The following is a 21,209-nucleotide window of genomic DNA, read 5'->3' as shown; positions in this document are numbered from 1 at the left end:
CTCTAGTGTAAAAGTCAAATATATAAATTTGGTTTTATAATTGAAGCAAGATGAACCAAGATTTTAATGCCGGCTACTGGCAGCAGCGCTACCAGCAAAACCAGACTGGCTGGGACGTTGGAGGTATAACGCCACCGCTAAAATATTATTTTGATCAGATAAGCAACAAATGTCTGCGCATTTTGATTCCTGGGTGCGGGAATGCCTACGAAGCAGAATATTTGCATAAAAACGGATTTACAGATGTTTACGTAGCGGATCTGGCTGAAGCGCCTTTACAAAACTTAGCTGCTCGTCTTCCCGATTTCCCAAAGCAACACCTGCTGCATCAGGATTTCTTCTCGCTGCAAGGTTGTTATGACCTTATTGTAGAGCAGACTTTCTTTTGTGCCTTACATCCTGACTTGCGAAGCGCTTATGCCCGTAAATGTGCAGAGCTGTTAAAGCCAGATGGTAAGCTTATGGGGCTGCTGTTTAACACTACATTCGAAAAAGAAGGACCTCCGTTTGGCGGAAACCGTGAAGAATACCGGCAGTGCTTTGCACCATACTTTGACTTTCTGCACTTTGACACCGCTTACAATTCTATCCCGCCAAGGCAGGGAAAAGAGCTGTTCATTGAGTTGAAAGTAAAAAAGTAAGTGGTTGCCGAGTTAGGTTAAAGGGTTGTCATATGAAATGCCCGGGCTACCAAAACTCACAACTATCTAAGTTTCTCCTTACCTTTGCATTGCCGGAACAGGCAAGTATAAAGTATAAAAGCTATGTTTGAGATACCGAAATTAAACTATACAGACAGCGGCAATTTCTTCCTGATGGCTGGTCCATGCGCCATTGAGAGCGAAGAAATGGCGCTGCAGATTGCAGAACGCATCAAAACAATAACTGATAAGCTGCAGATTCCGTGGATATTCAAAGGATCATACCGGAAGGCTAACCGCTCACGCCTCGATTCATTTTGCGGTATAGGCGATGAGAAGGCACTGCGCATTCTGGAGAAAGTGGGGAAAGAGTTTAATGTGCCGACTGTAACCGATATTCATGAGAGTGGCGAGGCTGCTATGGCCGCTGCGTATGTGGACGTGCTGCAGATTCCTGCTTTTTTGTGTCGCCAGACGGATCTTTTGGTAGCAGCAGCTAATACCGGCAAAGTAGTAAACATAAAGAAAGGCCAGTTTTTGTCTGGTGATGCGATGCGCTTTGCCGTGGATAAGGTGCGGGAATCAGGTAATGACAAAGTGATTTTAACTGACCGCGGAAACAGCTTCGGCTATTCTGACCTGGTGGTGGATTACCGTAACATACCGGCCATGCAGGCTACAGGTGCCCCGGTTGTAATGGATGTGACGCACTCACTGCAGCAGCCTAACCAAAATTCGGGGGTAACGGGCGGCAAGCCAGCGCTTATCGAAACCATTGCCAAAGCAGCTATTGCGGTTGGCGCAGACGGTCTGTTCATCGAAACGCATCCGGAGCCAAGTACTGCCAAGTCGGACGGCGCTAATATGCTACCGCTCGATCAACTGGAAGCGCTGCTGCAAAAGCTTGTGCGCATTCGTCAGGCTATTAAATAAGAGTTATTCTACAGCAAACTAGAAAGGGCCAAAAAGTAATATCTACTTTTTGGCCCTTTTACTTTTAGGATGATCTGTTTTATCAATAATAAAGCGTAAAATATTCTTTGGGCTGTTGCTTCCGGAAGAACACTAAGCCTACAAAGTATAAATCTACTGTCTGGCGCACCTGTGGGTGGCGCTTCACCTCTTGCCAGGCGCGCTTCATTTCCGCTGACCAGTAAATATCATCTAGCACCAGCACAGTATTTTCATGGCTCTTACTGAGGCAATGCTCAAAATAACGGAGAGTTGGTTCGTAACGGTGGTTGCCATCCAGAAAAGCGAAATCAAGCTGCTCCACCTTTTGTAACTGCTGCTCCAGTGTCTCGTCAATGTTTCCTTCTACCAGTGTAATGTTGCTGTATCCCTGCTTTCGGAAATTCTCACGGGCAACTTGGGCAATATTCGGGCAACCTTCAAAAGTATAAATTCTGCTATTTTTCCGTGCTTCTGCTAAGTAGGAGGAGGTAAGGCCAAGTGAGGTGCCCAGCTCAAGTATAGTTTTGGGCTGAAAATGATTGACTAAGCGGAAAAGCAGCTGTCCATACTTGGCAGGCTTGGCAGACGTACGCGCAATGTCCTTCACTTTGCGAGCCTTTAGATTTATACTTCTCGATCCTGCACCAAAATCTGTTACCTGAAGCTGTCGCTCATCGTTAAGCAGATTATCCCGTAGCGCCTCTACATAAGTATAAGCAGGAAAATGGCCGGTATGGTGCAGCACATGATGGTAGAGATCAAATACGAAAGGGGAGTGGACGCCATGCAGCTTGTAAGCACGCATTCGGTACAGCAGGTAATCAGCAGCTAATCTAAAGTAAGACACAAGGGTTGATGTTGGAGACAGCGCTCAAGTATAAATCCAGCGAAAGTTAATTCTAAAGTATAGGTGCTGGCGGGGCTTAGGTTAATTAAGTTTATAAGGCACGACAAGCGTAAACTCAGGTATCGTGACATCAAATTGGCGTCCGTCCACCATGCGCTCCATCAGGTATGTGCCGCGCATTTTGCCGATGCCGGTTTTCAAGTTGCAGCCTGATACATACTCGTGCATCTCGCCAGGTTCCAATGTGGGTTGCTGGCCAACTACGCCTTCGCCCTCTACCTCACGCATCTGGCCGGTGGCATCATGAATGTACCAGTGGCGGCGCATCAGCTTTACGGTAAACTCACTGTTGTTCTCAATCTTTATCCTATAGGCAAAAACAAAGTGCTGCTGTACCGGGCTGGAGTAGTCTGGTAAGTAGTTGGCGGTGACAGTAACTTTTACACCTTCCGTTGTTTTTGTATCCATGTTCCAGAGTTTTTTGTATACTTAGAAACTAATGCGGCTGCTGCTTATGCTGTAGCTTTTGTTAACCTAACTCAACAAGCCGAACTAACCCATGCATGTAAAGATAGAAGAAAGCTGGCAAAATATCTTACAAGATGAATTTGAAAAACCATATTTTAAGGAGCTGGTTTCATTTGTAAAAGACGAATACACGTCGCAAAAAGTTTATCCTCCCGGAAATCAAATCTTTAACGCCTTTGAGATGTGCCCATTCGATAAAGTGGAGGTCGTTATTTTGGGGCAGGACCCGTATCATGGGCCAAACCAGGCAAACGGTCTCGCTTTTTCTGTAAGCGATAAGGTGCGCACGCCGCCTTCCTTGTTAAATATTTTCAAGGAGATAAAGAGTGACCTTGGCAAAGACATGCCAGAAACCGGAAATCTGGAGCGCTGGGCCACCCAAGGTGTACTGTTGCTAAACGCTACCCTGACTGTGCGGGCAGGCGACGCCGGTTCTCATCAAAAAAAAGGCTGGGAAGAGTTTACCGACGCTGTTGTGCAGAAAGTGAATAACCTGAAAGAGAATGTAGTATTTATACTTTGGGGAGCTTATGCACAGAAAAAAGGAGCATTTATAGATGAGCGGAAGCACCTGGTATTAAAGGCCGCACATCCATCACCCTTCGCAGCTGACAGAGGTTTTTTCGGGAGCCGGCACTTCAGTAAAGCCAATGCATACTTGCAGGAGCACGGCAAAAAGCCGATTGATTGGTAAGTCTATACTTCAAAATCAAAATTTTAAAATGATGGGCGCTAAGAATCACTAAAGATTTCGACCGCCCGTCATTTTTATACCTGAAAAGCAGAAGCGAATAAAGCCTACTTCAGCTGTTTAAATTTCTGCTGCATAACCTGCTGCACCGACTGGTTTGTAATTTTGCTGTCGAGCCAGGAGATAATATCCAGGTACTGGAATGGGCGCCTGTAAAGCGGGTTACCGGAAATCTGCAGCAGCTGCTCCTTAAGGGCTATGAAAGCTGATTTGAGCTCCAACGGTTTTATATCAGGGAGTTTACGCAAAAATTCACAGATTGCTACTTGCATCGGCTGCCGGTCGTTCATCTTGCCCAAAAAGTGGTACACTGATTTTATCTGGTATTCTAATAACTCATCTTTACCGGCTTCATAGTGCACAATCAGGTTCAGGATGCGGGCAAAGCACTGTATATCTTCTCGTAAGCTGATATCCTTGTACTGAATGATTTTCTGCAAGTATAAAATTGTGCTGGAATAGTCGCCGCTGCCAAAGTATAGCGAAGCAATTTTATAGTAAAAGACGAGCTGGCGGTGCGGGTCCAGCTGCTGCTTAAATACATTTAAGTTACGCCTGATCTCCGGCACAATTTTGAGCCCCTCTGTAAAGCGGCCCTCCATGTAACTAGCATTAATGCGGTTTGTATAAATGTACAGGAAAAGCAGCATCTCAATATTCGGGTTGCTGCGCCTGTTGCTTTCTGCGGCAAAGTCTTCAAGCTTTTTTAGAGCCTCCTTAAACTTACTGTAGTACAGCATGCTGTAGAGGGCCAGCAGCAGGTTGTGCAGTCCCTTGATATAATTGGTGGTTTGCTGCTGCTTCATCTGGGGCTCATCCTCAAACAAATCCACCCACTTCTGGGCATACCGATAACAGGCCTTAAAATCCTGAAGTATGTAATGGTACCAAACATGCGACTGATAAAACGACAGCTTCTCAGTAAAACTTGCCTCCTTAGGATTAAGGGCTGGCACATTAGCCTTGAAAAAATTTGTCAGCTGATCACGGTCATCCTGGGTGCGGGCGTGCCCCAGCTTTATATAAAGGCCGTAAAGGCGTAACGCCAGGGTGGAGTTATGGTGTGTGCGGCTAAGATGCGCCACTAAAGAATCTGTCTCTTCTGTCAGTTGTTCAGCGCGCCCCTCCAGGCTGCGGGTAATGTACTGCTGCTCAATCTGCTTCTCAAAATTTAGGGCAGATAAGGAGATGTGTAAGTAAGAGCTTTGCTGTGCCGCCACTTTCACTTTTTCTAGCATTTTCAGGCTTTGCTGGTAGAGGCCCTTATTATAAAGCACGCGTGCATAATCCAGCTGCTCGTGCAGTTGGATGTCAGGGTTTTGGTTGGCATGGTACATGCGCAGGCTGGCCAGCAACTGCTTGTAGAGGTTGGCCTTCTGGTTGGCAAGCTGCACCTTTCTGATACCTGGCACCTGCCGCAGCACCCGCTCTTCGTCATAGTCCGACGTGCCGTCCAGCGCATCAAATAGCTGCAGGAACTTTATGTCGCCGCTGGAGCCTTGCCGCGTAGCTAATAGCCTGAAATGGCGCTTTTCTGAGCGGGCCATTGATTTTATTAACTGAAAAACAGCATCCTGCGAAGTGTTTGACATTGTATATTTATTTCAGTTATGTTATTGATAATCAGCTTAAATATTTTTAAAATTAGCTATTAGAAATAGTATTGATACCCGAAAATAGTTTTCAGTGTAGCAACAAAAGTATGAATTTAGCAAAAGGTTAAGCAGTAAAGATAGGCTTTATAGTTCTAAAAGCTTCTTTATGGTACAGGCCAGTATGCAGGAGGACGTGCAGAAAGCATTCAAGAGAAATTTCCTGGATCAGTTTTAAGAACTGATGTAGCAGATAAAGATAATAGTTTTGATTAGTTTTTAATTCCAGATTATTAAGCTGCACGCTACTAGAGTGTAGTTTTCTGACAAAGTGTGACTTTGGTTGCACTAAAAAAGCCGCTGATATGGGTTTCAGCGGCTTCTTTTTTACTGCCATTTGGTGCTGCCGAATTTGTCAGGGTTAAACCAGCTGTTATCTATGCTTTTCGGGAAGCTCATGTTGTAATACTCCTCGCGTAACGTAGTTACGCCGTCTGTTTTGAAGATAATTTCAGTGGCTACCCAATAATTATCCAGTAGCTGGTAGTTGTTCATCTCCACATCACGCACACTCCCTGTATTATTGGTGATTACCCGCACAACGTATAGTCGTTCTTTATCAACCCAGAACTGGCTGCTGCTGCCGTCAGCTGGGTTTTTAGTGCCAACCACAATCGCTTTGCGCCCCTGCCAGTCGGCTTCGGATATTTTGCCTAAGTCAAAGTTAAGTTGCTGTAGCTTAGCGGCTGTTTCCTGTGGCTGGAGAAAGTATGCATCAAAAGATAAAAGAACCAGCGGGTGCACCTGGGGCATTTTAGCTGCCAACTTGCGCGCTTTGAAATGGTAAACAGAATCTTCCGAGAAAATTACCCCGTTGCCGCTTTCAAAGCCATCAAACCGAATATGCAGCCTGCCGGGTTGGCTATAGAGTTCCTGCCATACTTCTTCTTTGCTAACCTGCTCGTTCTCATAAAAAATAGCACGTTGCTCAAATTGGAAGTTAGGATACCATTTGCCCTGCCAGCGCTTATACATTGCCTTCACTACCTCATGTCCATTTTTATACTTGAGTTTGGGTGCCACGGCAAAACCTAAGCAGGGCAGGAGGGCGAGGCAAAGCAGCAGTACTGTGCTGCGCATAATTTGATATTTTTTCATAGTAGTTAGGTGTGTGATTTTAATCGGCCAAATTACTAAAATCCGTTGTTTCCGCGCTATATTTATGGTGATGCTTTTACATATGTTTTTGTAACTTCATGCTTCTAAATCAGACCAGATATGTTAAAGATATACCACAACAACCGGTGCAGTAAAAGCCGCCAGACACTGGAAATTATAAACCAATCGGGGCAGGAGGTGGAGGTGGTAGAGTACCTGAAAACACCGCCCACGGCCGAAGAGCTACGCGATATTCTGAATAAACTCCATATCCGACCTGAGCAACTGCTGCGCAAAGGCGAAGCCATCTATAAAGAAAAGTATAAAGGTCAGGAGCTGTCCGATGAGGAGTGGATAGAGGCTATGGTAGAGAATCCGGTCCTGATCGAACGCCCGATAGTTGTAAAGGATAATAAAGCTGTGCTAGGCAGGCCGCCCGAAAACGTGCAGGAGCTGCTGTAGATTTTAAGCCGGAAAAACAGAAAGAGCAGCCTTTTTGAGCTGCTCTTTCTGTTTACTGCAAAAGTATACTTTATATTCTTCTGATTTGCGCTCCAAGCGCGTTCAGGCGCCCGTCGATGTTTTGGTAGCCACGGTCGATCTGCTCTACGTTGTCGATGATGCTTTTGCCTTCGGCAGAGAGGGCTGCGATGAGCAGCGCTACACCGGCACGAATATCCGGAGAGGTCATGCGGATGCCACGAAGCGGAATCTGCTTATTCTGGCCGATAACAGTAGCGCGGTGCGGGTCGCAAAGTATGATTTGCGCGCCCATATCTATCAGCTTGTCTACAAAGAACAGGCGGCTTTCAAACATTTTCTGATGAACAAGAACTGTACCTTTGGCCTGTGTGGCTGTTACAAGCGCTACACTTAGCAGATCCGGAGTAAGGCCCGGCCAAGTATGGTCAGATATGTTTAGAATACTTCCGTCAATATAAGTATCTACTTCATAATGGTCTTGGGCAGGAATAAAGATGTCATCGCCTTTAAATTCCATTTTTATACCTAATCGCATAAACGTTTCAGGTATAAGGCCTAGCTCCGGAATCTGGCAATCTTTGATCGTGATTTCAGAACCTGTCATAGCGGCCATACCTATAAAAGAGCCGATCTCGATCATATCCGGAAGCATGCGATGCTCAGTGCCTCCCAGTTTCTCCACGCCTTCAATTACTAGCAGGTTAGAGCCAATGCCGCTGATTTTAGCACCCATACGGTTCAGCATACGGCTTAGCTGCTGCACATAAGGCTCGCAAGCTGCGTTGTAAATTGTGGTAGTGCCTTCGGCCAGCACAGCAGCCATCATGATGTTAGCAGTACCAGTTACTGAAGCTTCGTCCAGCAGCATGTAAGCTCCTTTCAGCTGATCCGCTTTGGCGCTGTAAAATTCATCCGGAGTATCATAGTTGAACTTAGCACCAAGTTTCTCTAAGCCAATGAAGTGCGTATCAAGGCGGCGACGCCCGATTTTATCTCCACCTGGCTTAGGCATTTTAGCCGCGCCAAAACGCGCTAGCAGTGGGCCTACAATCATGACAGATCCACGAATGGCACGGCCCTGCTCTACAAACTTCTCAGAGTTCAGGTAATCTAAGTTTATATTGTCAGCCTGAAAAGTATAAGTGTCAGGGGCGTTACGCTCCACTTTAACACCCATATCCCTTAACAGCTCAATAAGCTTATTTACATCCCGAATGTCAGGAACATTAGAGATAACAATTGGTTCTGCGGTCAGCAACACAGCGCAAAGTATCTGCAATGCCTCGTTCTTGGCGCCTTGCGGATAGATGTCGCCTTTTAATTTATTGCCGCCTATTACTTCAAAAGAAGCCATGTATTACTTATTTCTTTGGTTGGAGGAACGGTTACTTTTCTTGTTGCGAGGGCCTTGGTTCTGAGAACGCTGCTGGTAGTTGCTTTCCTGCTGCCTCGGGTTCGACTCAAATAGGTTATTACTTTCGATGTACTGCAGGTTCATGTCCAGTTGCCCTTTAGAAATCTGGCGGATGTCCCCAAGTATAACATCATCTGTAATATTCTCTTTGTTATAAGACTTATAAAGGGTTTTCATAAGTTTACCTATAGAGATGATGGCGGCCTCACGCTCTTTTGTGTCAGTTAGCTCGGTGGCACGCTCTACCAGAAGCTCAACATTTTTGCCATAGTGCTTGAAGTTCGGGGTTTCAAGCGGGTAATCCATCGGCTGAGGCTTGTCATTTAGGTACTCCATAGGGCTGAGCGGGTAGGGAGCATCTACATCTAAACTCGAGCCAGACATAACGAACAAGTGGTTCCATAACTTTTGCTGGTAATCCTGGGTGTCGCGTAGCTGCGGGTTCAGCTTAGACATCAGGTTAATGAGCAACTGCGACAGGCGTGTGCGCTCCTTGCGGTCTTCTACCTTGGTAATGTAATTTACCAGGTCCTGTACATTGCGGCCGTACTCGCGCAGCAATAGCTCTTGTTTAAATGTGGTACTCGCTTCCATTATATCAGTTTATGAAATTCAAAAATAGAAAATATGAATTATAAAATACGTAGAGGGCTCAGTTTTGAATAACAGATTATGTATATAAGTATGCCAACAGGCTCTATTGTGCTGAGTCGGCTATACTTGCACAAGTTTAGCAAGCGCCAAATTTTACGGATCTGCTATACGATTGATGCCTCACGCGGCAGCTATACTGTTATTTTAACTGTGTATACGTAGCTTGGCAAAGCTTAGCAGCAATGTTTTTTCGCCTACCTCATCAAAGTTGATTATGGCTTTGGTGCTGTTGCCCTGCGTGTCTATTTTAGCCACTACGCCAAAACCAAACTTGGGGTGCTCTACCTTCATGCCAGCGGCTAAATTGGATGTGTCGCTTGGCTTAAAGTCGGTAGGGGCGGTATAGTTGCTGGCCACTTGCTTGCGTGGCGGCGGCGTTACCAAATTGCTTTTACGCTGCAGCACCCGGTCAAGTACATTGCCGCCGGAGTTGCTCTCACCATACTTGAAGTTAATGTACTTCGGATCGATTTCATCCAGGAAGCGGCTTTTCTCGCATGCTCTCAGGTTACCCCACTGGTAACGGCTGGTGGCATAGGTTAAGTATAGCTTTTTCTCGGCACGGGTAATGGCCACATAAAACAAGCGGCGTTCCTCCTCCAGGTCGGCTCTTGAGTTAAGCATCATCTGGCTCGGGAAGAGGTTCTCCTCCATACCAACTATAAAAACGTTCTTAAACTCAAGTCCCTTGGCCGAGTGGATGGTCATCAGGGTTACAAATTCTCCGTCATCATCAGCCTTGGTGTCGGCATCGGTAACAAGCGCAATATCTTGCAAAAAGGCTGATAAGCTTTTATCCTCCTTTTCCGGGTCATCCACATACTCCTTTATACCGTTCAGCAGCTCTTGTATGTTTTCGTAACGTGCCAGGCCCTCTACGGTTTTATCCTGATACAATTCGTCTACAATACCTGAGTGTTTGGCAATGTGTTTGGCTACCTCGAAGGCATCGCTATGCTCTGCAATGCGGGCAAAGTCGCGGACCATGATAGAGAAATTCTCAATGGTGGTGCCCACACGGTTGCCCAAAAATTCCGAAGCGTTCTGCACAATCTCCCACACGCTATGGTTGGTATCATTGGCCGTTACGAAAAGCTTTTGCTCTGTAGTTTCGCCAATGCCGCGCTTCGGGTAGTTTATAACACGACGCAGCGCCTGCTCATCGTTTGGGTTCACTGTCAGGCGCAGGTAAGCGATCAGGTCTTTAATCTCCTTGCGCTGGTAAAACGACAGGCCACCGACAATTTTATACTTGATGTTCATGCGGCGCAGGGCTTCTTCCATGGCCCTTGATTGCGCGTTGGTACGGTAAAGTATGGCAAAGTCGTCGTAGGAGAGGTGGTTGCTCATTTTCTCCTCAAAAATAGAGGTGGCTACCAGTTTTCCTTCCTCATTATCTGAGTTGGCTTTTATAACCTCTATTAGCGGGCCCTGCTCGTTATCAGTGTAAACATCTTTCTTTAGCTGCGCCGAATTGTTCTTGATAACTGAATTGGCTGCGCTTACAATATTTTTGGTGGAGCGGTAGTTCTGCTCCAGCTTAAATACCTGTAGCTCCGGGTAATCGCGCTCAAAGTTGAGGATGTTCTGAATATCAGCTCCACGGAAAGCGTAAATCGACTGTGCATCGTCGCCTACCACCACGATGTTGCGGTTCTGGGCAGCCAACTTGCGCGTGATCAGGTACTGTGAGTAGTTGGTATCCTGATACTCGTCCACCATCACATACTTAAAGATATTCTGATACTTGTTAAGGGCGTCAGGATGATCCTTGAAAAGCACGTTTGTGTTAAACAGCAGGTCGTCAAAATCCATAGCGCCGGCCCTGAAGCAGCGGCTTTGGTACATTTCGTAAATCTTACCGATTTTAGGACGCATTGCCGCCTCATCGTCTGCCTGAATGGTGGCATCGTTGAGGTATTGTTTAACAGAGATCAGTTTGTTTTTGGCAGATGAAATACGGCCCAGCACTACGTTTGGCTTATACAGCTTGTCATCCAGGTTCATCTCCTTCACGATATTTCGGATCAGGGTTTTAGAATCGTCCGTGTCGTAAATGGTGAAGCTCTTAGGGTAACCGATTTTCTCAGCCTCTGCACGCAGAATACGGGAGAACACCGAGTGGAAAGTGCCCATCCAGATATTTTTGGCCTCGTTACCGATAACCTTTTCAATACGGTGGCGCATTTCCTTGGCTGCCTTGTTGGTAAATGTTAAGGCAAGTATGTTAAAGGGATCTACATTCTGACTGATCAGGTGTGCGATTCGGTAAGTTAAAACCCTGGTTTTGCCTGAGCCGGCGCCGGCAATAATCATAGCTGGCCCTTGGGTGTGCAGTACCGCCGCGCGCTGCGACTCGTTTAGTAAGCTTATATAATCCATTTCTTCTCTTCCGCGTGCTTAAAATCTATGCAATTTACGAATCTAAATCCTTTTTTAGAACCGCTTGTTCGCTTAACTGGTTTTATTGAGGTAACTTATACTTGCGCAATATATAAAGTATAAATCCCTGTTCAGGATGAACACCTTCTGAGCCTAAAGCGTTTAGCGATTGGCAAGTATAACAATTGCTGCAGTTGGGCGTTTACCGGCTGTTTTGGTAGCATTTTTGATTAAAAGCCTATAGCGCTTACTTTTGCACCACGCCGACACCTAAATTAATTACCTTGAAAAAATTTCCTACTATATCACTGCACCTGACAGATTTGAAAAGAATTTCGCTTCTGTGTTTGTTAGCCTGTTTTAGCCAGCTTGGTCTGGCGCAGACAGGCACCGCCGTGAAAGCCTCTGTTAAAACACCTGTTACCACTAAGAATGCAGCTGCCTCTGCAGCCACCAAGAAAACTGTAACTACTGCTAACAAACAAACTGTAGCCACTCCAGCTCCAGTTATCAGGCGCATTTGGCGTACGCCTGCAATGGATGAGGCCATGTACTATTATAGTACCTTAAATTACCAGAAGGCGCAGAAGAAGTTCAGGGCCGCTGCCGCTGCGGGAGAGCACGACGCCTATTACTTTTTGGGCCGCATGCATCAGTACCGCGAGTTAAAGTATGATTCGGTGCAGGTGGATACTGTTAAGCAGATACAAAGTGCTGATAAATTTTTCTCTGCCAACCGCGACTCTGCCCAATATTATTACAAAACCGCCTTAGATAGCGGCAGTGTACTGGCTAACCTAGGCTTGGCAGAACTCATGACACTCCGAAACAAAGACGACGAGCAGCGTTTTCTGCAGCACATGCGCACAGCTGCCATTACTATCCGCGAAAAAGCCGTAGAGGGAGATGCTTTTAGCAACCGTATTCTCGGGAGCATGTACTATACCGGCTATGGCGAAATGAGAAATCATTCCTTGGCCTATAACTATTTAAGGCGAGCGGCTGAGGCAAATGATGTAGTGGCGTATGCATCGTTGGCAAACCTTTACCTGAATGGAGAAGGTGTGGCAAAAGATAACGATAAGGCTGCTTACTGGCTACAAAAGGGAGTAGATGCCGGAGAACGGGAGTCTATGTATACTTTGGCGCTTTTGTATGAGGAAGGCAACTTGGGTGAGGTGAAGCTAAACGACGCCCGAAAGCTGTACCGAAAAGCAGTGGCCAAAGGCAGCGTTAACGCTTATGAGCAGTTGATTTACATTAACCAGACGCCAAACCAGAAAGTAGTGATTGCGGCCATTCACCGCGACCCGGAAATGCTGAAACGTGCGCTCGCGGCAGGAGGTGACGCCAATACGCAGGACCAGCCAGATGACTATGAGGCCAACTTACAAAAGCGCACGCCGCTTATGCATGCGTTGTATGTACCGATGCTCTTGGAGGACTATGGAGTAGAGTATGAGCCGGAAGCGCGGTTAAAGGCGACCAGCTTATTGCTCGGTAGAGGAGCCAATGTAAACGCGCAGGATGAAAACGGTAAAACCGCCTTGCATTATGTAGTGAGCAGCTTGCGGATTAAAACCGAGTTTTATGAGCAGGAGCAGGTACAGCTGATTGACACGCTGCTGGCGCATGGTGCCAACCCGGATATAAAGGATGTTGAAGGAAATACGGTGCTGTCGCAGGCGCTGCATGCCACCATTGGCCAACATATTGGTATTTTAGAGCTGGAGCAGCTGCTTCGTGCCGGCGCTAACCCGAATGTGGTTAACAACGAAGGCAAAACCCCTCTCATGCTGGCCTGCGAAATTGACGCTAACTATGAGATTATACTTGCCTTACTTCAGTCGAATGCCGATGTGACCATCACAGACAACTCAGGCAAAGCGGCTATAGATTACACCAAGCATGAAAATGTTCAGAATATGCTTTTAGCCGCAGGCTCTCCTCCAAGGCAGGAGTAGTCAAAATAGCAGTTACCAGAAAAGGAGGCGCTGATGCAGTGCCCCCTTTTGTTTTATAGCAGAAGCAAAACCGACATCTGCTCTGGTGTTTTCCCTCAGCCCCGGTTTTAAACTATTTTCTGGCTACCTTTGTCTTACAATGGTTAAAAAGTGAGTATAAAATTTCGCTTTTCCATACTTTATCAGAGTTTAAGTTTGCTATGATTGTTCTTCAGAATACCGTAATCAGTGACGACGTACGTGATAAGTTTTTTGTTTGCAACCTTGAGAAGTGTAAAGGAGCCTGCTGCGTAGAAGGCGACCTTGGTGCTCCGCTGGAAGAAGACGAACTGGCAATTTTGAAGGATGGGTATGAGCAAATTAAGCCTTACATGTCTGCTACTGGCCTTCAGGCGGTGGAGGAGCAGGGGCTTTACATCAAAGATTGGGAAGGCGATTATTCCACGCCAACCATTGGCAACCGCGAGTGCGCCTACGCTATTTATGATGAAGACAACAAACTGAAGTGTGCCATAGAGCAGGCTTACAATGATGGCAAGATCAACTGGAAAAAGCCCATCTCCTGCCATCTTTATCCGATCCGTATTACAAAGTATGATGGATTTGAGGCTTTGAATTATGACCGGTGGAGCATTTGCAGCGCTGCCTGCAGCTTTGGTCAAGACCTGGGCGTTCGGGTTTATCAGTTTCTAAAAGAGCCGCTTATCCGCAGGTATGGTGAAGGCTGGTACCAGGAGCTGGAACAGCTTATGGAAAACGAGACCGCTGCGGCTTCATCCTAGCATCAACAGCTATTATTTATATTTATGAAAACTGCCATTTTTCTGATGGCAGTTTTTTTATTTTTAAAAATAAGGGAAACATCTGTATCTATTTACGAAAGTTTCGTATAATTACGAAATGTTCGTAACGAATGGAGCGATTAACACAACCCGAAGAAGAAGCCATGCAGGCGCTGTGGCAGCTGAATGGTGGTTTTATTAAAGAGGTACTGGAGAAACTGCCGGAACCAAAGCCACCTTACACCACATTGGCCTCCACAGTAAAAAACCTGGATAAGAAAGCGTATGTGCGGAGTGAGAAACTGGGCAACTCGTACCGTTATTTGCCGATGATAAAGCAGGAGGATTATAAAAAGCGTTTTATGAAAGGCTTTGTAGGAGGCTATTTTAAAAACTCCTATAAAGAATTGGTAGCCTTCTTTGCCAAGGAAAAACAGATAAGCGCCGAGGAGCTGAAGGAGATTATCGACATGATCGAGAATAGAAAAACAGAATAATATGCCCGAGTCAATCCTGTACCTGCTGAAAGCAAATGCTGCATTGCTGCTGTTTTACCTGGCATACCGTCTGCTGCTGCGGCGGCTCACCTTTTACACTTACAACAGGGCCTATCTGCTTACAGCCTTGCTAATCTCCGCTATTATCCCGCTGCTGGATCTTTCGGCATTTTACACACAGCCGTCGCAGATAGGTCACAGGTTTGTACTTCTTCTGCCTGAGTGGTCGGGGAAAGAGGTGGCTGAACAGGGGCAGGAGCAGAACTATTGGCATTGGCTTGTGCTGCTATACTTTGGTGGTGGTCTGGTGATGGCTGCTCGGTTTATACTTCAGGCTGTGTCTCTGTGGCAGGTGCATAGAAGCTCCACTTTTAAAATATGGAACGGGCATAGTTTCCGGGAGCTTAAGGAAAAAATCAGTCCTTTCTCGTTCTGGCGTTCGATCTACTTAAATCCGAAGCAGCACTCAGAGCAGGAGTTAAAGGCGCTGCTTTTGCATGAGCAGGTACACGTGCAGCAACTCCATACTTTAGATATACTGTTAGCGCAGTTGGCATGTGTAGTATATTGGTTTAACCCTGTTACATGGCTGCTGCAGCAGGATGTGCGCCAGAATCTGGAGTATATCGCCGACAGAAAAGTATTGGATCAGGGAGTTGATTCGCGCAGCTATCAATATAGTTTGCTGCACGTAGGGCAGCAGCAGTTAAATGAGAACAGCCTGATCATGAGCTTTAACTTTAACCATATAAAAGACAGAATTATGATGATGAACAAACAGGAAATCAACCCGTTGCACAAGCTCAAGTACCTGCTTTTAACGCCCGCCGTTTTGGCGCTTGCGCTGTTTGCAACTACCTCCAGGGCTGAGGTAGAACTTGCTGCAGAAGGCCTAAGTCAAAGTATAACTTCAACTCCCCAGGACACCACTGTAAATAAAGCCAGTGTAAGCATCACCAGCATACCTCAGGAGGGGATAGTATACTTAGTAGATGGCAATCGTATGGCCGCTGATAAAATCAATAGTATAAACCCAGAAAAGATTGTTAAAATTGACGTGCTGAAAGGAGAGAGGGCTCAGACACTTTTGGCGGATAACACACTGAAAGGTGTGGTTGCTATTATGACTGAAGCCGGACAAAATTCTTCTGAAGCAAAAGAAATGCGACGTAAGATTAAAAGTATAAATGCCAGTGCTGGCGTTACTGATACAGCTGTATTAGGGTACGTTTCAGGAAAAGAGGATTTTCTCGCGGCACCATCCGAGGCGATTTACATACTGAATGGCAAAGAAATCAGCTACAAAGAAATGCAAGCCATTAATCCCAAAGACATTGCTACTGTTGATGTGCTAAAGGATGAAAATGCTTTACAGAAGTATGGTGAAAAGGGTAAGAACGGTGTAGTTATTATTTATACGAAAAAATAAGTTTAGATAAGAACCAGGCAAACTATTTAAAAGAAGAGCCTTTTAGAGTATTATTAATACTACACTGTCTGCCCTTGCTGCGTGTTTCACGCGCAAGATTAACAGCATCTGCATTTTGATTGTTGGTGAAAAACACCAACAATGGCGGGTGTAGGTTTTTAACTAAAAAATCTAAATAACTTCGTAGTTATCAAACGGATTAAAAACAGAAGCCTCTGCTATTTAGCAGAGGCTTCTGTTTTTAATCCGTTTGATAACTACTCAATCGAGCCGAAGTCAAAATCTTCCAGATACTTGGTTGTGAAGTTACCTGCCTTAAAGCCAGGGTCATCCATCAGCTTCAGGTGGAAAGGAATCGTCGTTTTGATGCCTTCTATCACAAACTCACTTAGTGCGCGCTTCATTTTCACCAAAGCCTCCTCCCGCGTCTGCGCAGTTACGATCAGCTTCCCGATCATAGAGTCGTAGTTTGGCGGAATGGTGTAGCCAGAGTACACGTGTGAGTCGATGCGTACACCGTGGCCACCCGGCGTATGCAGGGTAGTGATTTTACCTGGGCTAGGGCGGAAGCCGTTTTTAGGGTCTTCAGCATTGATACGGCACTCGATGGCATGCATTTTAGGGTAGTAGTTTTTACCTGTGATTTTCTCACCGGCGGCTACCTTAATCTGCTCCTTAATCAGGTCGTAGTCAATTACCTCTTCCGTAATCGGGTGCTCAACCTGGATACGCGTGTTCATTTCCATAAAGTAGAAATCGCGGTTAGCGTCTACCAGGAACTCAATGGTACCCACACCTTCGTAGTTGATAGCCTTGGCACCTGCAATGGCAGCCTGGCCCATGTTCTCACGCAGCTCGTCGGTGATAAACGGGGATGGCGTTTCCTCTACAAGTTTCTGGTGGCGGCGCTGTATAGAGCAGTCACGTTCCGAAAGGTGCGCTACCTGTCCGTGCTGGTCACCGATCAGCTGAATCTCGATATGGCGTGGCTCTACCACGAATTTCTCCAGGTACAGGCCATCGTTACCAAAAGCAGCTTTAGACTCGGTGCGGGCATCGTTCCAGGCTTTCTCAAACTCAGAAGGGTCTTTCACGATACGCATACCACGGCCACCACCACCGGCAGTTGCCTTAAGTATAACCGGATACTTGATTTGCTCAGCTATTTTAAGGCCTTCCTCCACAGACTTCAGTAAACCTTCGGAACCCGGTATAGTTGGTACGCCGGCCTTTTTCATGGTTGCCTTTGCCGAAGCCTTATCGCCCATTTGGTTAATCATTTCCGGAGAAGCACCGATAAACTTAATACCGTTATCAGCACAGATGCGAGAAAACTCTGCATTCTCGGAAAGGAAACCATAGCCAGGGTGAATTGCGTCAGCGTTGGTTATCTCTGCAGCAGCTATGATATTTGGTATATTGAGGTATGACTGCGAGCTCGGAGGCGGGCCAATGCAAACGGCCTCATCAGCAAAGCGAACGTGCAGGCTCTCCTTATCGGCTGTAGAGTACACGGCCACCGTTTTAACGCCCATTTCCTTGCAGGTACGGATAATACGTAGGGCAATTTCGCCACGGTTGGCGATTAGTATCTTTTTAAACATAAGTTTTGATTTGGAGATTTATGGATATGGAAACGTAGAGATCTACTTTGAAAAAGACATAAAAATGGAGAAGGTCTATACCATCTCCATTTAATAATCTTCACAATTCCCAATCAATAAATTAGCTAGGATCTACCAGGAACAACGGCTGATCATACTCCACCGGGGAGGCGTTATCAACCAAAACCTTTACAATCTTACCAGATACCTCTGATTCGATCTCGTTGAACAGCTTCATTGCTTCGATGATGCAGATTACCTGTCCTTTTTTAATTTCGTCCCCAACGTTTGCAAACACTGGAGTGTCAGGGCTCGATGCACGGTAGAACGTTCCGATCATAGGCGCTTTGATAGCAATATACTTGCTGTCGTCAGATGCTGCCGGAGCCGGAGCAGCGGCAGCAGGTGCCGCAGCAGGAGCACCTGCTGCAGGCTGTGGCGCAGGAGCCGACGGAGCGGCATGAGCAGTTGGCTCAGCACCTTTCATGTAGGTTACCTTTTGGTCCGGATCGCGCTTAACCGAGATTTTAAACTCTTCTGTTTCGATGTTAACTTTATTCAAACCGGATTTGGCAATAAAGTCGATGAGGTCCTGGATTTCTTTCGCTTTCATGTTTTATTTAACTCTTTCTGCGTATGAGTATGTACGAGTGTCTACTTTGATTTTTTCGTCCTGGCCAATAAATAGTGGCACCTGAATAGTAGCGCCTGTCTCCACAATAGCTGGTTTAGACGCGTTTGTAGCTGTGTCGCCCTTTAAGCCCGGCTCTGTGTAAGTGATGGTCAGCTCCACAAACGGAGGAATTTCGCAGGTAAGCGGCGACTCTGTCTCAGCATGGAAAAGTATAGTGATTTCCTGTCCTTCCTTCATCAGGTCTGCAAAAGGCACCATGGATTCCTCTATAGCAACCTGCTCAAAGGTGTTCATATCCATAAAGTGGTAACCCATATCATCTTTATAAATAAATTGATGCGGGCGTTGCTCTACACGTGCAGTGGTAATTTTATGTCCTGCCGAAAATGTATTGTCCAGAACTTTACCGGATCTTACGTTTCGCAGTTTGGTTCTAACAAATGCCGGACCTTTGCCGGGCTTTACGTGCTGGAAATCAATTACCACGTAAAGGTCGTTGTTATACTCTATTACAACACCGTTTTTAATATCAGCTGTGGTTGCCATACAAGTTAACTTATCTGTATACTTAATAAGGGAGTAAAACTATGTTTGTTTTTGCTGTCTTGCAAAACAAAATTAGTTAATCTGCATAAAAAGTCGTGAAAAAGCGTGTATAACATACAATTATATTACTTAATATCTTCGATTTACCTATTAAACATAGCAATAGAGCCAAGTATAGCATTTTATGAAGCACCCGGAATTAGCTGAAGTTAAAGCATTGCTCGATGATCGAGTGGAGAAGTATAACCGCCCTGATTTTATACCGCATGACCCGATTTCTATTCCGCACCGGTTTGAAAAGAAGCAGGACATTGAGATAAGCGGTTTTTTTGCAGCCATACTTGCCTGGGGGCAGCGGAAGACGATCATCAACAATTGTATAAAGCTGATGGACCTGATGGACAACGCGCCGCACGATTTTATACTTAACCACCAGGAGCAGGACCTGCAGCGGTTTTTAGGCTTCAAGCACCGCACCTTCAACGACACCGACCTTCTATACCTGCTGCACTTCTTCAGGTGGTACTACGGGCAGCACGAGAGCCTGGAAACAGCCTTTACCGGCCAAAACCAGGAACTGCAGACGCAGAAACAGCGGCTGGTGTATTTTCATAACCTGGTTTTCAGCCTGGGAGATGCCCCACAGCGTACGCGCAAGCACATTGCCACACCTGCCCGCAAGTCTGCCTGTAAGCGCCTGAATATGTACCTGCGCTGGATGGCGCGCAAAGACAATTGCGGTGTGGATTTCGGCATCTGGGATTCTCTTCCGATGAGTGACCTGGTTTGCCCCTGCGATGTGCATGTGGAGCGGGTAGCCCGCCGGCTTGGGTTAATAACCCGCAAAGGTATGGACTGGGAAACGGCTGAAGAACTAACAGCCCACCTACGATTCTTTGACCCAACTGACCCAGTAAAGTATGATTATGCTCTATTTGGCTTAGGAGTAGAAGAAAAATTCTAATTTTTTTACCTGGTTTGTTTCTGCAGATATCCCAACTCTAACTTAAAAGTGAAACGCTTCAGTTTAGCTGTTGCTACACTGAAAATGTATTTCACTGGTATGTAGCCTCAGCGGCTGCCAAGGTAGATATCAGGTCATATTCATTCATTTTAAGCACAAGCAATTTAAAAGTATAAGTATGATTTTTCCGATGGATAAAATGTGCAGATAATACTATTTTAGTTGATTTAAATTGATTGGATGCCTTTTGCGTGCTTTTGGTCTTTGGATTGGTTTTTGTACTTTTGTAGCCGTAAACATATATTTAGAGCGCAGGTTTTGAACTGATTAAATCTGCCAGAAACAAATCAAACTATAAGGAATGCACACAGATAACGTAGCTATTTTGGGAACAGGTAATCTTGGTAAATCTATTGCGGAGGGGCTTTTAAGCAACGGGCAGTATCAGCCGGAAAACATCTATGTAACCAGGAGAAACACGAAATCCTTACAATACTTAAAAGACAAAGGCGTACAGGTGACTAACGACAATAAGTTTGCTGTTAACAACAGCCGTTTTATACTTCTGTGCGTGCAGCCAGCCCATTTAGAAAATGTACTCAACGAAATAAAGCCATATCTTGATCCGGAACGCCACGTGTTGCTGAGTGTTATTGCCGGCATCACCATTGATTATATTCGTGACGTGGTAGGTAGTGATTTTGCCATTGTGCGCAGCATGCCTAACACTGCCATAGCCGTACAACAGTCCATGACGTGCCTTGCTTTTAATGATAAAGCCACCGTGTTGGAGGAAGAAATAAAGGGGATTTTCAATTGCGTTGGCGAGACCCTTATAATTGAAGAAGAGCTGATGGCAGGAGCCACCGTGCTGTGCTCCAGCGGTATTGCCTTTAACATGCGTTTTATACGTGCCGTAACACAAGGCGGTATTCAGCTTGGCCTGGATGCTGAGGATGCCCAGAAAATTGCCGTGCAGGTAAGTAAAGGAGCTTCAACCTTGCTTACCATCAATAAATCTCACCCAGAGCAGGAGATAGATAAAGTAACCACGCCGGAAGGCTGCACCATTACCGGACTCAACGAAATGGAGCACCAGGGCTTAAGCTCTGCCGTTATTAAAGGCTTAGTGGGTTCTCACAAAAGAATTTTGGACCTGAAAGAGCAGCGCGAGAAAGAAGCTGTTTAATATCCAACATTAAGACAGGCTGTTCTGTGGCGGGTGCGGTAGCTTTTTGCTCCCGGTATACCAGCTGCAGAACAGCCTCTTATTTTTAGCGCCAGCGCCAGCTTAAGGCTGGTCAGGAAAAGCTGAAGCCGCATCATCTCAAAGTATAAATCACCGAATTTATAGCATATCATTTGCGCAACGGAGCAATCTGTTG

At 45.9% G+C, this 21,209-nt stretch carries 21 protein-coding genes; 10 read left to right on the top strand and 11 right to left on the bottom strand.

All coding sequences use genetic code 11. The annotated features are described in order from the left end of the window. Positions 1 to 50: 50 nt before the first annotated feature. Both Q1B04_RS07555 and kdsA read left to right on the top strand, forming a co-directional pair. Positions 51 to 641: a methyltransferase gene (locus Q1B04_RS07555; protein ID WP_299757566.1), complete on the top strand. Its 591-nt coding sequence runs from the start codon at positions 51 to 53 to the stop codon at positions 639 to 641. A 123-nt stretch (positions 642 to 764) separates the two neighbouring features. Then, a complete protein-coding gene (gene kdsA, locus Q1B04_RS07550; RefSeq protein ID WP_299757563.1) occupies positions 765 to 1,574 on the top strand; it encodes a 3-deoxy-8-phosphooctulonate synthase in 810 nt (269 codons plus the stop codon). 82 nt (positions 1,575 to 1,656) lie between these two features. Here the strand turns inward: kdsA and Q1B04_RS07545 are convergent, their stop codons facing one another. Both Q1B04_RS07545 and apaG read right to left on the bottom strand, forming a co-directional pair. After that, a complete protein-coding gene (locus tag Q1B04_RS07545) occupies positions 1,657 to 2,442 on the bottom strand; it encodes a class I SAM-dependent methyltransferase (protein WP_299757560.1) in 786 nt (261 codons plus the stop codon). An 81-nt stretch (positions 2,443 to 2,523) separates the two neighbouring features. Then, positions 2,524 to 2,910, bottom strand: coding sequence for a Co2+/Mg2+ efflux protein ApaG (gene apaG / locus Q1B04_RS07540; protein ID WP_299757557.1), 387 nt, complete (start codon positions 2,908 to 2,910; stop codon positions 2,524 to 2,526). 91 nt (positions 2,911 to 3,001) lie between these two features. On the opposite strand from apaG, the gene ung reads away from it, so the two are divergent. After that, complete coding sequence (gene ung, locus Q1B04_RS07535; RefSeq protein ID WP_299757554.1) at positions 3,002 to 3,664, top strand: uracil-DNA glycosylase; 663 nt, start codon at positions 3,002 to 3,004, stop codon at positions 3,662 to 3,664. 104 nt (positions 3,665 to 3,768) lie between these two features. Here the strand turns inward: ung and Q1B04_RS07530 are convergent, their stop codons facing one another. After that, positions 3,769 to 5,313 (bottom strand): hypothetical protein, encoded by a 1,545-nt coding sequence (locus Q1B04_RS07530; protein WP_299757552.1) that lies wholly within the window; start codon positions 5,311 to 5,313, stop codon positions 3,769 to 3,771. Between the two features lie 387 nt (positions 5,314 to 5,700). Further along, the gene (locus Q1B04_RS07525) at positions 5,701 to 6,471 is read right to left on the bottom strand and encodes an outer membrane lipoprotein-sorting protein (protein WP_299757550.1); all 771 of its coding nucleotides are present in this window, start codon (positions 6,469 to 6,471) and stop codon (positions 5,701 to 5,703) included. A 120-nt stretch (positions 6,472 to 6,591) separates the two neighbouring features. Between Q1B04_RS07525 and arsC the strand changes: the two genes are divergently transcribed. Next, positions 6,592 to 6,933, top strand: coding sequence for an arsenate reductase (glutaredoxin) (gene arsC / locus Q1B04_RS07520; RefSeq protein WP_299757547.1), 342 nt, complete (start codon positions 6,592 to 6,594; stop codon positions 6,931 to 6,933). 70 nt (positions 6,934 to 7,003) lie between these two features. Here the strand turns inward: arsC and murA are convergent, their stop codons facing one another. The 3 genes from murA to Q1B04_RS07505 all read right to left on the bottom strand — a co-directional run bounded on the left by murA (position 7,004) and on the right by Q1B04_RS07505 (position 11,404). Further along, complete coding sequence (murA, locus tag Q1B04_RS07515; protein ID WP_299757544.1) at positions 7,004 to 8,308, bottom strand: UDP-N-acetylglucosamine 1-carboxyvinyltransferase; 1,305 nt, start codon at positions 8,306 to 8,308, stop codon at positions 7,004 to 7,006. A gap of 3 nt (positions 8,309 to 8,311) precedes the next feature. After that, positions 8,312 to 8,962 (bottom strand): DUF4290 domain-containing protein, encoded by a 651-nt coding sequence (locus Q1B04_RS07510; RefSeq protein ID WP_299757541.1) that lies wholly within the window; start codon positions 8,960 to 8,962, stop codon positions 8,312 to 8,314. A gap of 204 nt (positions 8,963 to 9,166) precedes the next feature. Next, complete coding sequence (locus Q1B04_RS07505; RefSeq protein WP_299757538.1) at positions 9,167 to 11,404, bottom strand: UvrD-helicase domain-containing protein; 2,238 nt, start codon at positions 11,402 to 11,404, stop codon at positions 9,167 to 9,169. 284 nt (positions 11,405 to 11,688) lie between these two features. Between Q1B04_RS07505 and Q1B04_RS07500 the strand changes: the two genes are divergently transcribed. The 4 genes from Q1B04_RS07500 to Q1B04_RS07485 all read left to right on the top strand — a co-directional run bounded on the left by Q1B04_RS07500 (position 11,689) and on the right by Q1B04_RS07485 (position 16,076). Continuing rightward, positions 11,689 to 13,368, top strand: a complete 1,680-nt coding sequence (locus Q1B04_RS07500) for an ankyrin repeat domain-containing protein (RefSeq protein WP_299757536.1) — start codon at positions 11,689 to 11,691, stop codon at positions 13,366 to 13,368. A 200-nt stretch (positions 13,369 to 13,568) separates the two neighbouring features. Next, positions 13,569 to 14,150, top strand: coding sequence for a DUF3109 family protein (locus Q1B04_RS07495; protein WP_299757534.1), 582 nt, complete (start codon positions 13,569 to 13,571; stop codon positions 14,148 to 14,150). A 131-nt stretch (positions 14,151 to 14,281) separates the two neighbouring features. Continuing rightward, positions 14,282 to 14,647, top strand: coding sequence for a BlaI/MecI/CopY family transcriptional regulator (locus Q1B04_RS07490; RefSeq protein WP_299757532.1), 366 nt, complete (start codon positions 14,282 to 14,284; stop codon positions 14,645 to 14,647). A 1-nt stretch (position 14,648) separates the two neighbouring features. Further along, entirely contained in the window at positions 14,649 to 16,076 is a 1,428-nt protein-coding gene (locus Q1B04_RS07485) for a M56 family metallopeptidase (RefSeq protein WP_299757530.1), read from the top strand. Between the two features lie 257 nt (positions 16,077 to 16,333). Here Q1B04_RS07485 and accC read toward each other — a convergent pair whose 3' ends face one another. The 3 genes from accC to efp all read right to left on the bottom strand — a co-directional run bounded on the left by accC (position 16,334) and on the right by efp (position 18,860). After that, the gene (gene accC / locus Q1B04_RS07480) at positions 16,334 to 17,680 is read right to left on the bottom strand and encodes an acetyl-CoA carboxylase biotin carboxylase subunit (RefSeq protein ID WP_299757527.1); all 1,347 of its coding nucleotides are present in this window, start codon (positions 17,678 to 17,680) and stop codon (positions 16,334 to 16,336) included. A gap of 121 nt (positions 17,681 to 17,801) precedes the next feature. Further along, positions 17,802 to 18,293: an acetyl-CoA carboxylase biotin carboxyl carrier protein gene (accB, locus tag Q1B04_RS07475; protein ID WP_299757523.1), complete on the bottom strand. Its 492-nt coding sequence runs from the start codon at positions 18,291 to 18,293 to the stop codon at positions 17,802 to 17,804. Between the two features lie 3 nt (positions 18,294 to 18,296). Next, a complete protein-coding gene (efp, locus tag Q1B04_RS07470) occupies positions 18,297 to 18,860 on the bottom strand; it encodes an elongation factor P (RefSeq protein WP_299757521.1) in 564 nt (187 codons plus the stop codon). 184 nt (positions 18,861 to 19,044) lie between these two features. Here efp and Q1B04_RS07465 point away from each other — a divergent pair, with 184 nt between their 5' ends. Next, positions 19,045 to 19,824 (top strand): TIGR02757 family protein, encoded by a 780-nt coding sequence (locus Q1B04_RS07465; RefSeq protein WP_299757519.1) that lies wholly within the window; start codon positions 19,045 to 19,047, stop codon positions 19,822 to 19,824. A 361-nt stretch (positions 19,825 to 20,185) separates the two neighbouring features. Continuing rightward, complete coding sequence (gene proC, locus Q1B04_RS07460) at positions 20,186 to 21,013, top strand: pyrroline-5-carboxylate reductase (RefSeq protein ID WP_299757517.1); 828 nt, start codon at positions 20,186 to 20,188, stop codon at positions 21,011 to 21,013. On the opposite strand, the gene Q1B04_RS07455 is transcribed toward proC, so the two are convergent. Further along, positions 21,010 to 21,186, bottom strand: coding sequence for a hypothetical protein (locus Q1B04_RS07455; protein WP_299757515.1), 177 nt, complete (start codon positions 21,184 to 21,186; stop codon positions 21,010 to 21,012). The two genes, proC and Q1B04_RS07455, sit on opposite strands and share 4 nt — an antisense overlap. Positions 21,187 to 21,209: the final 23 nt, after the last annotated feature.

It is taken from the genome of uncultured Pontibacter sp., from assembly GCF_947495565.1.
GTDB lineage: Bacteria > Bacteroidota > Bacteroidia > Cytophagales > Hymenobacteraceae > Pontibacter.
This window is presented reverse-complemented; position numbering and strand designations above follow the sequence as displayed.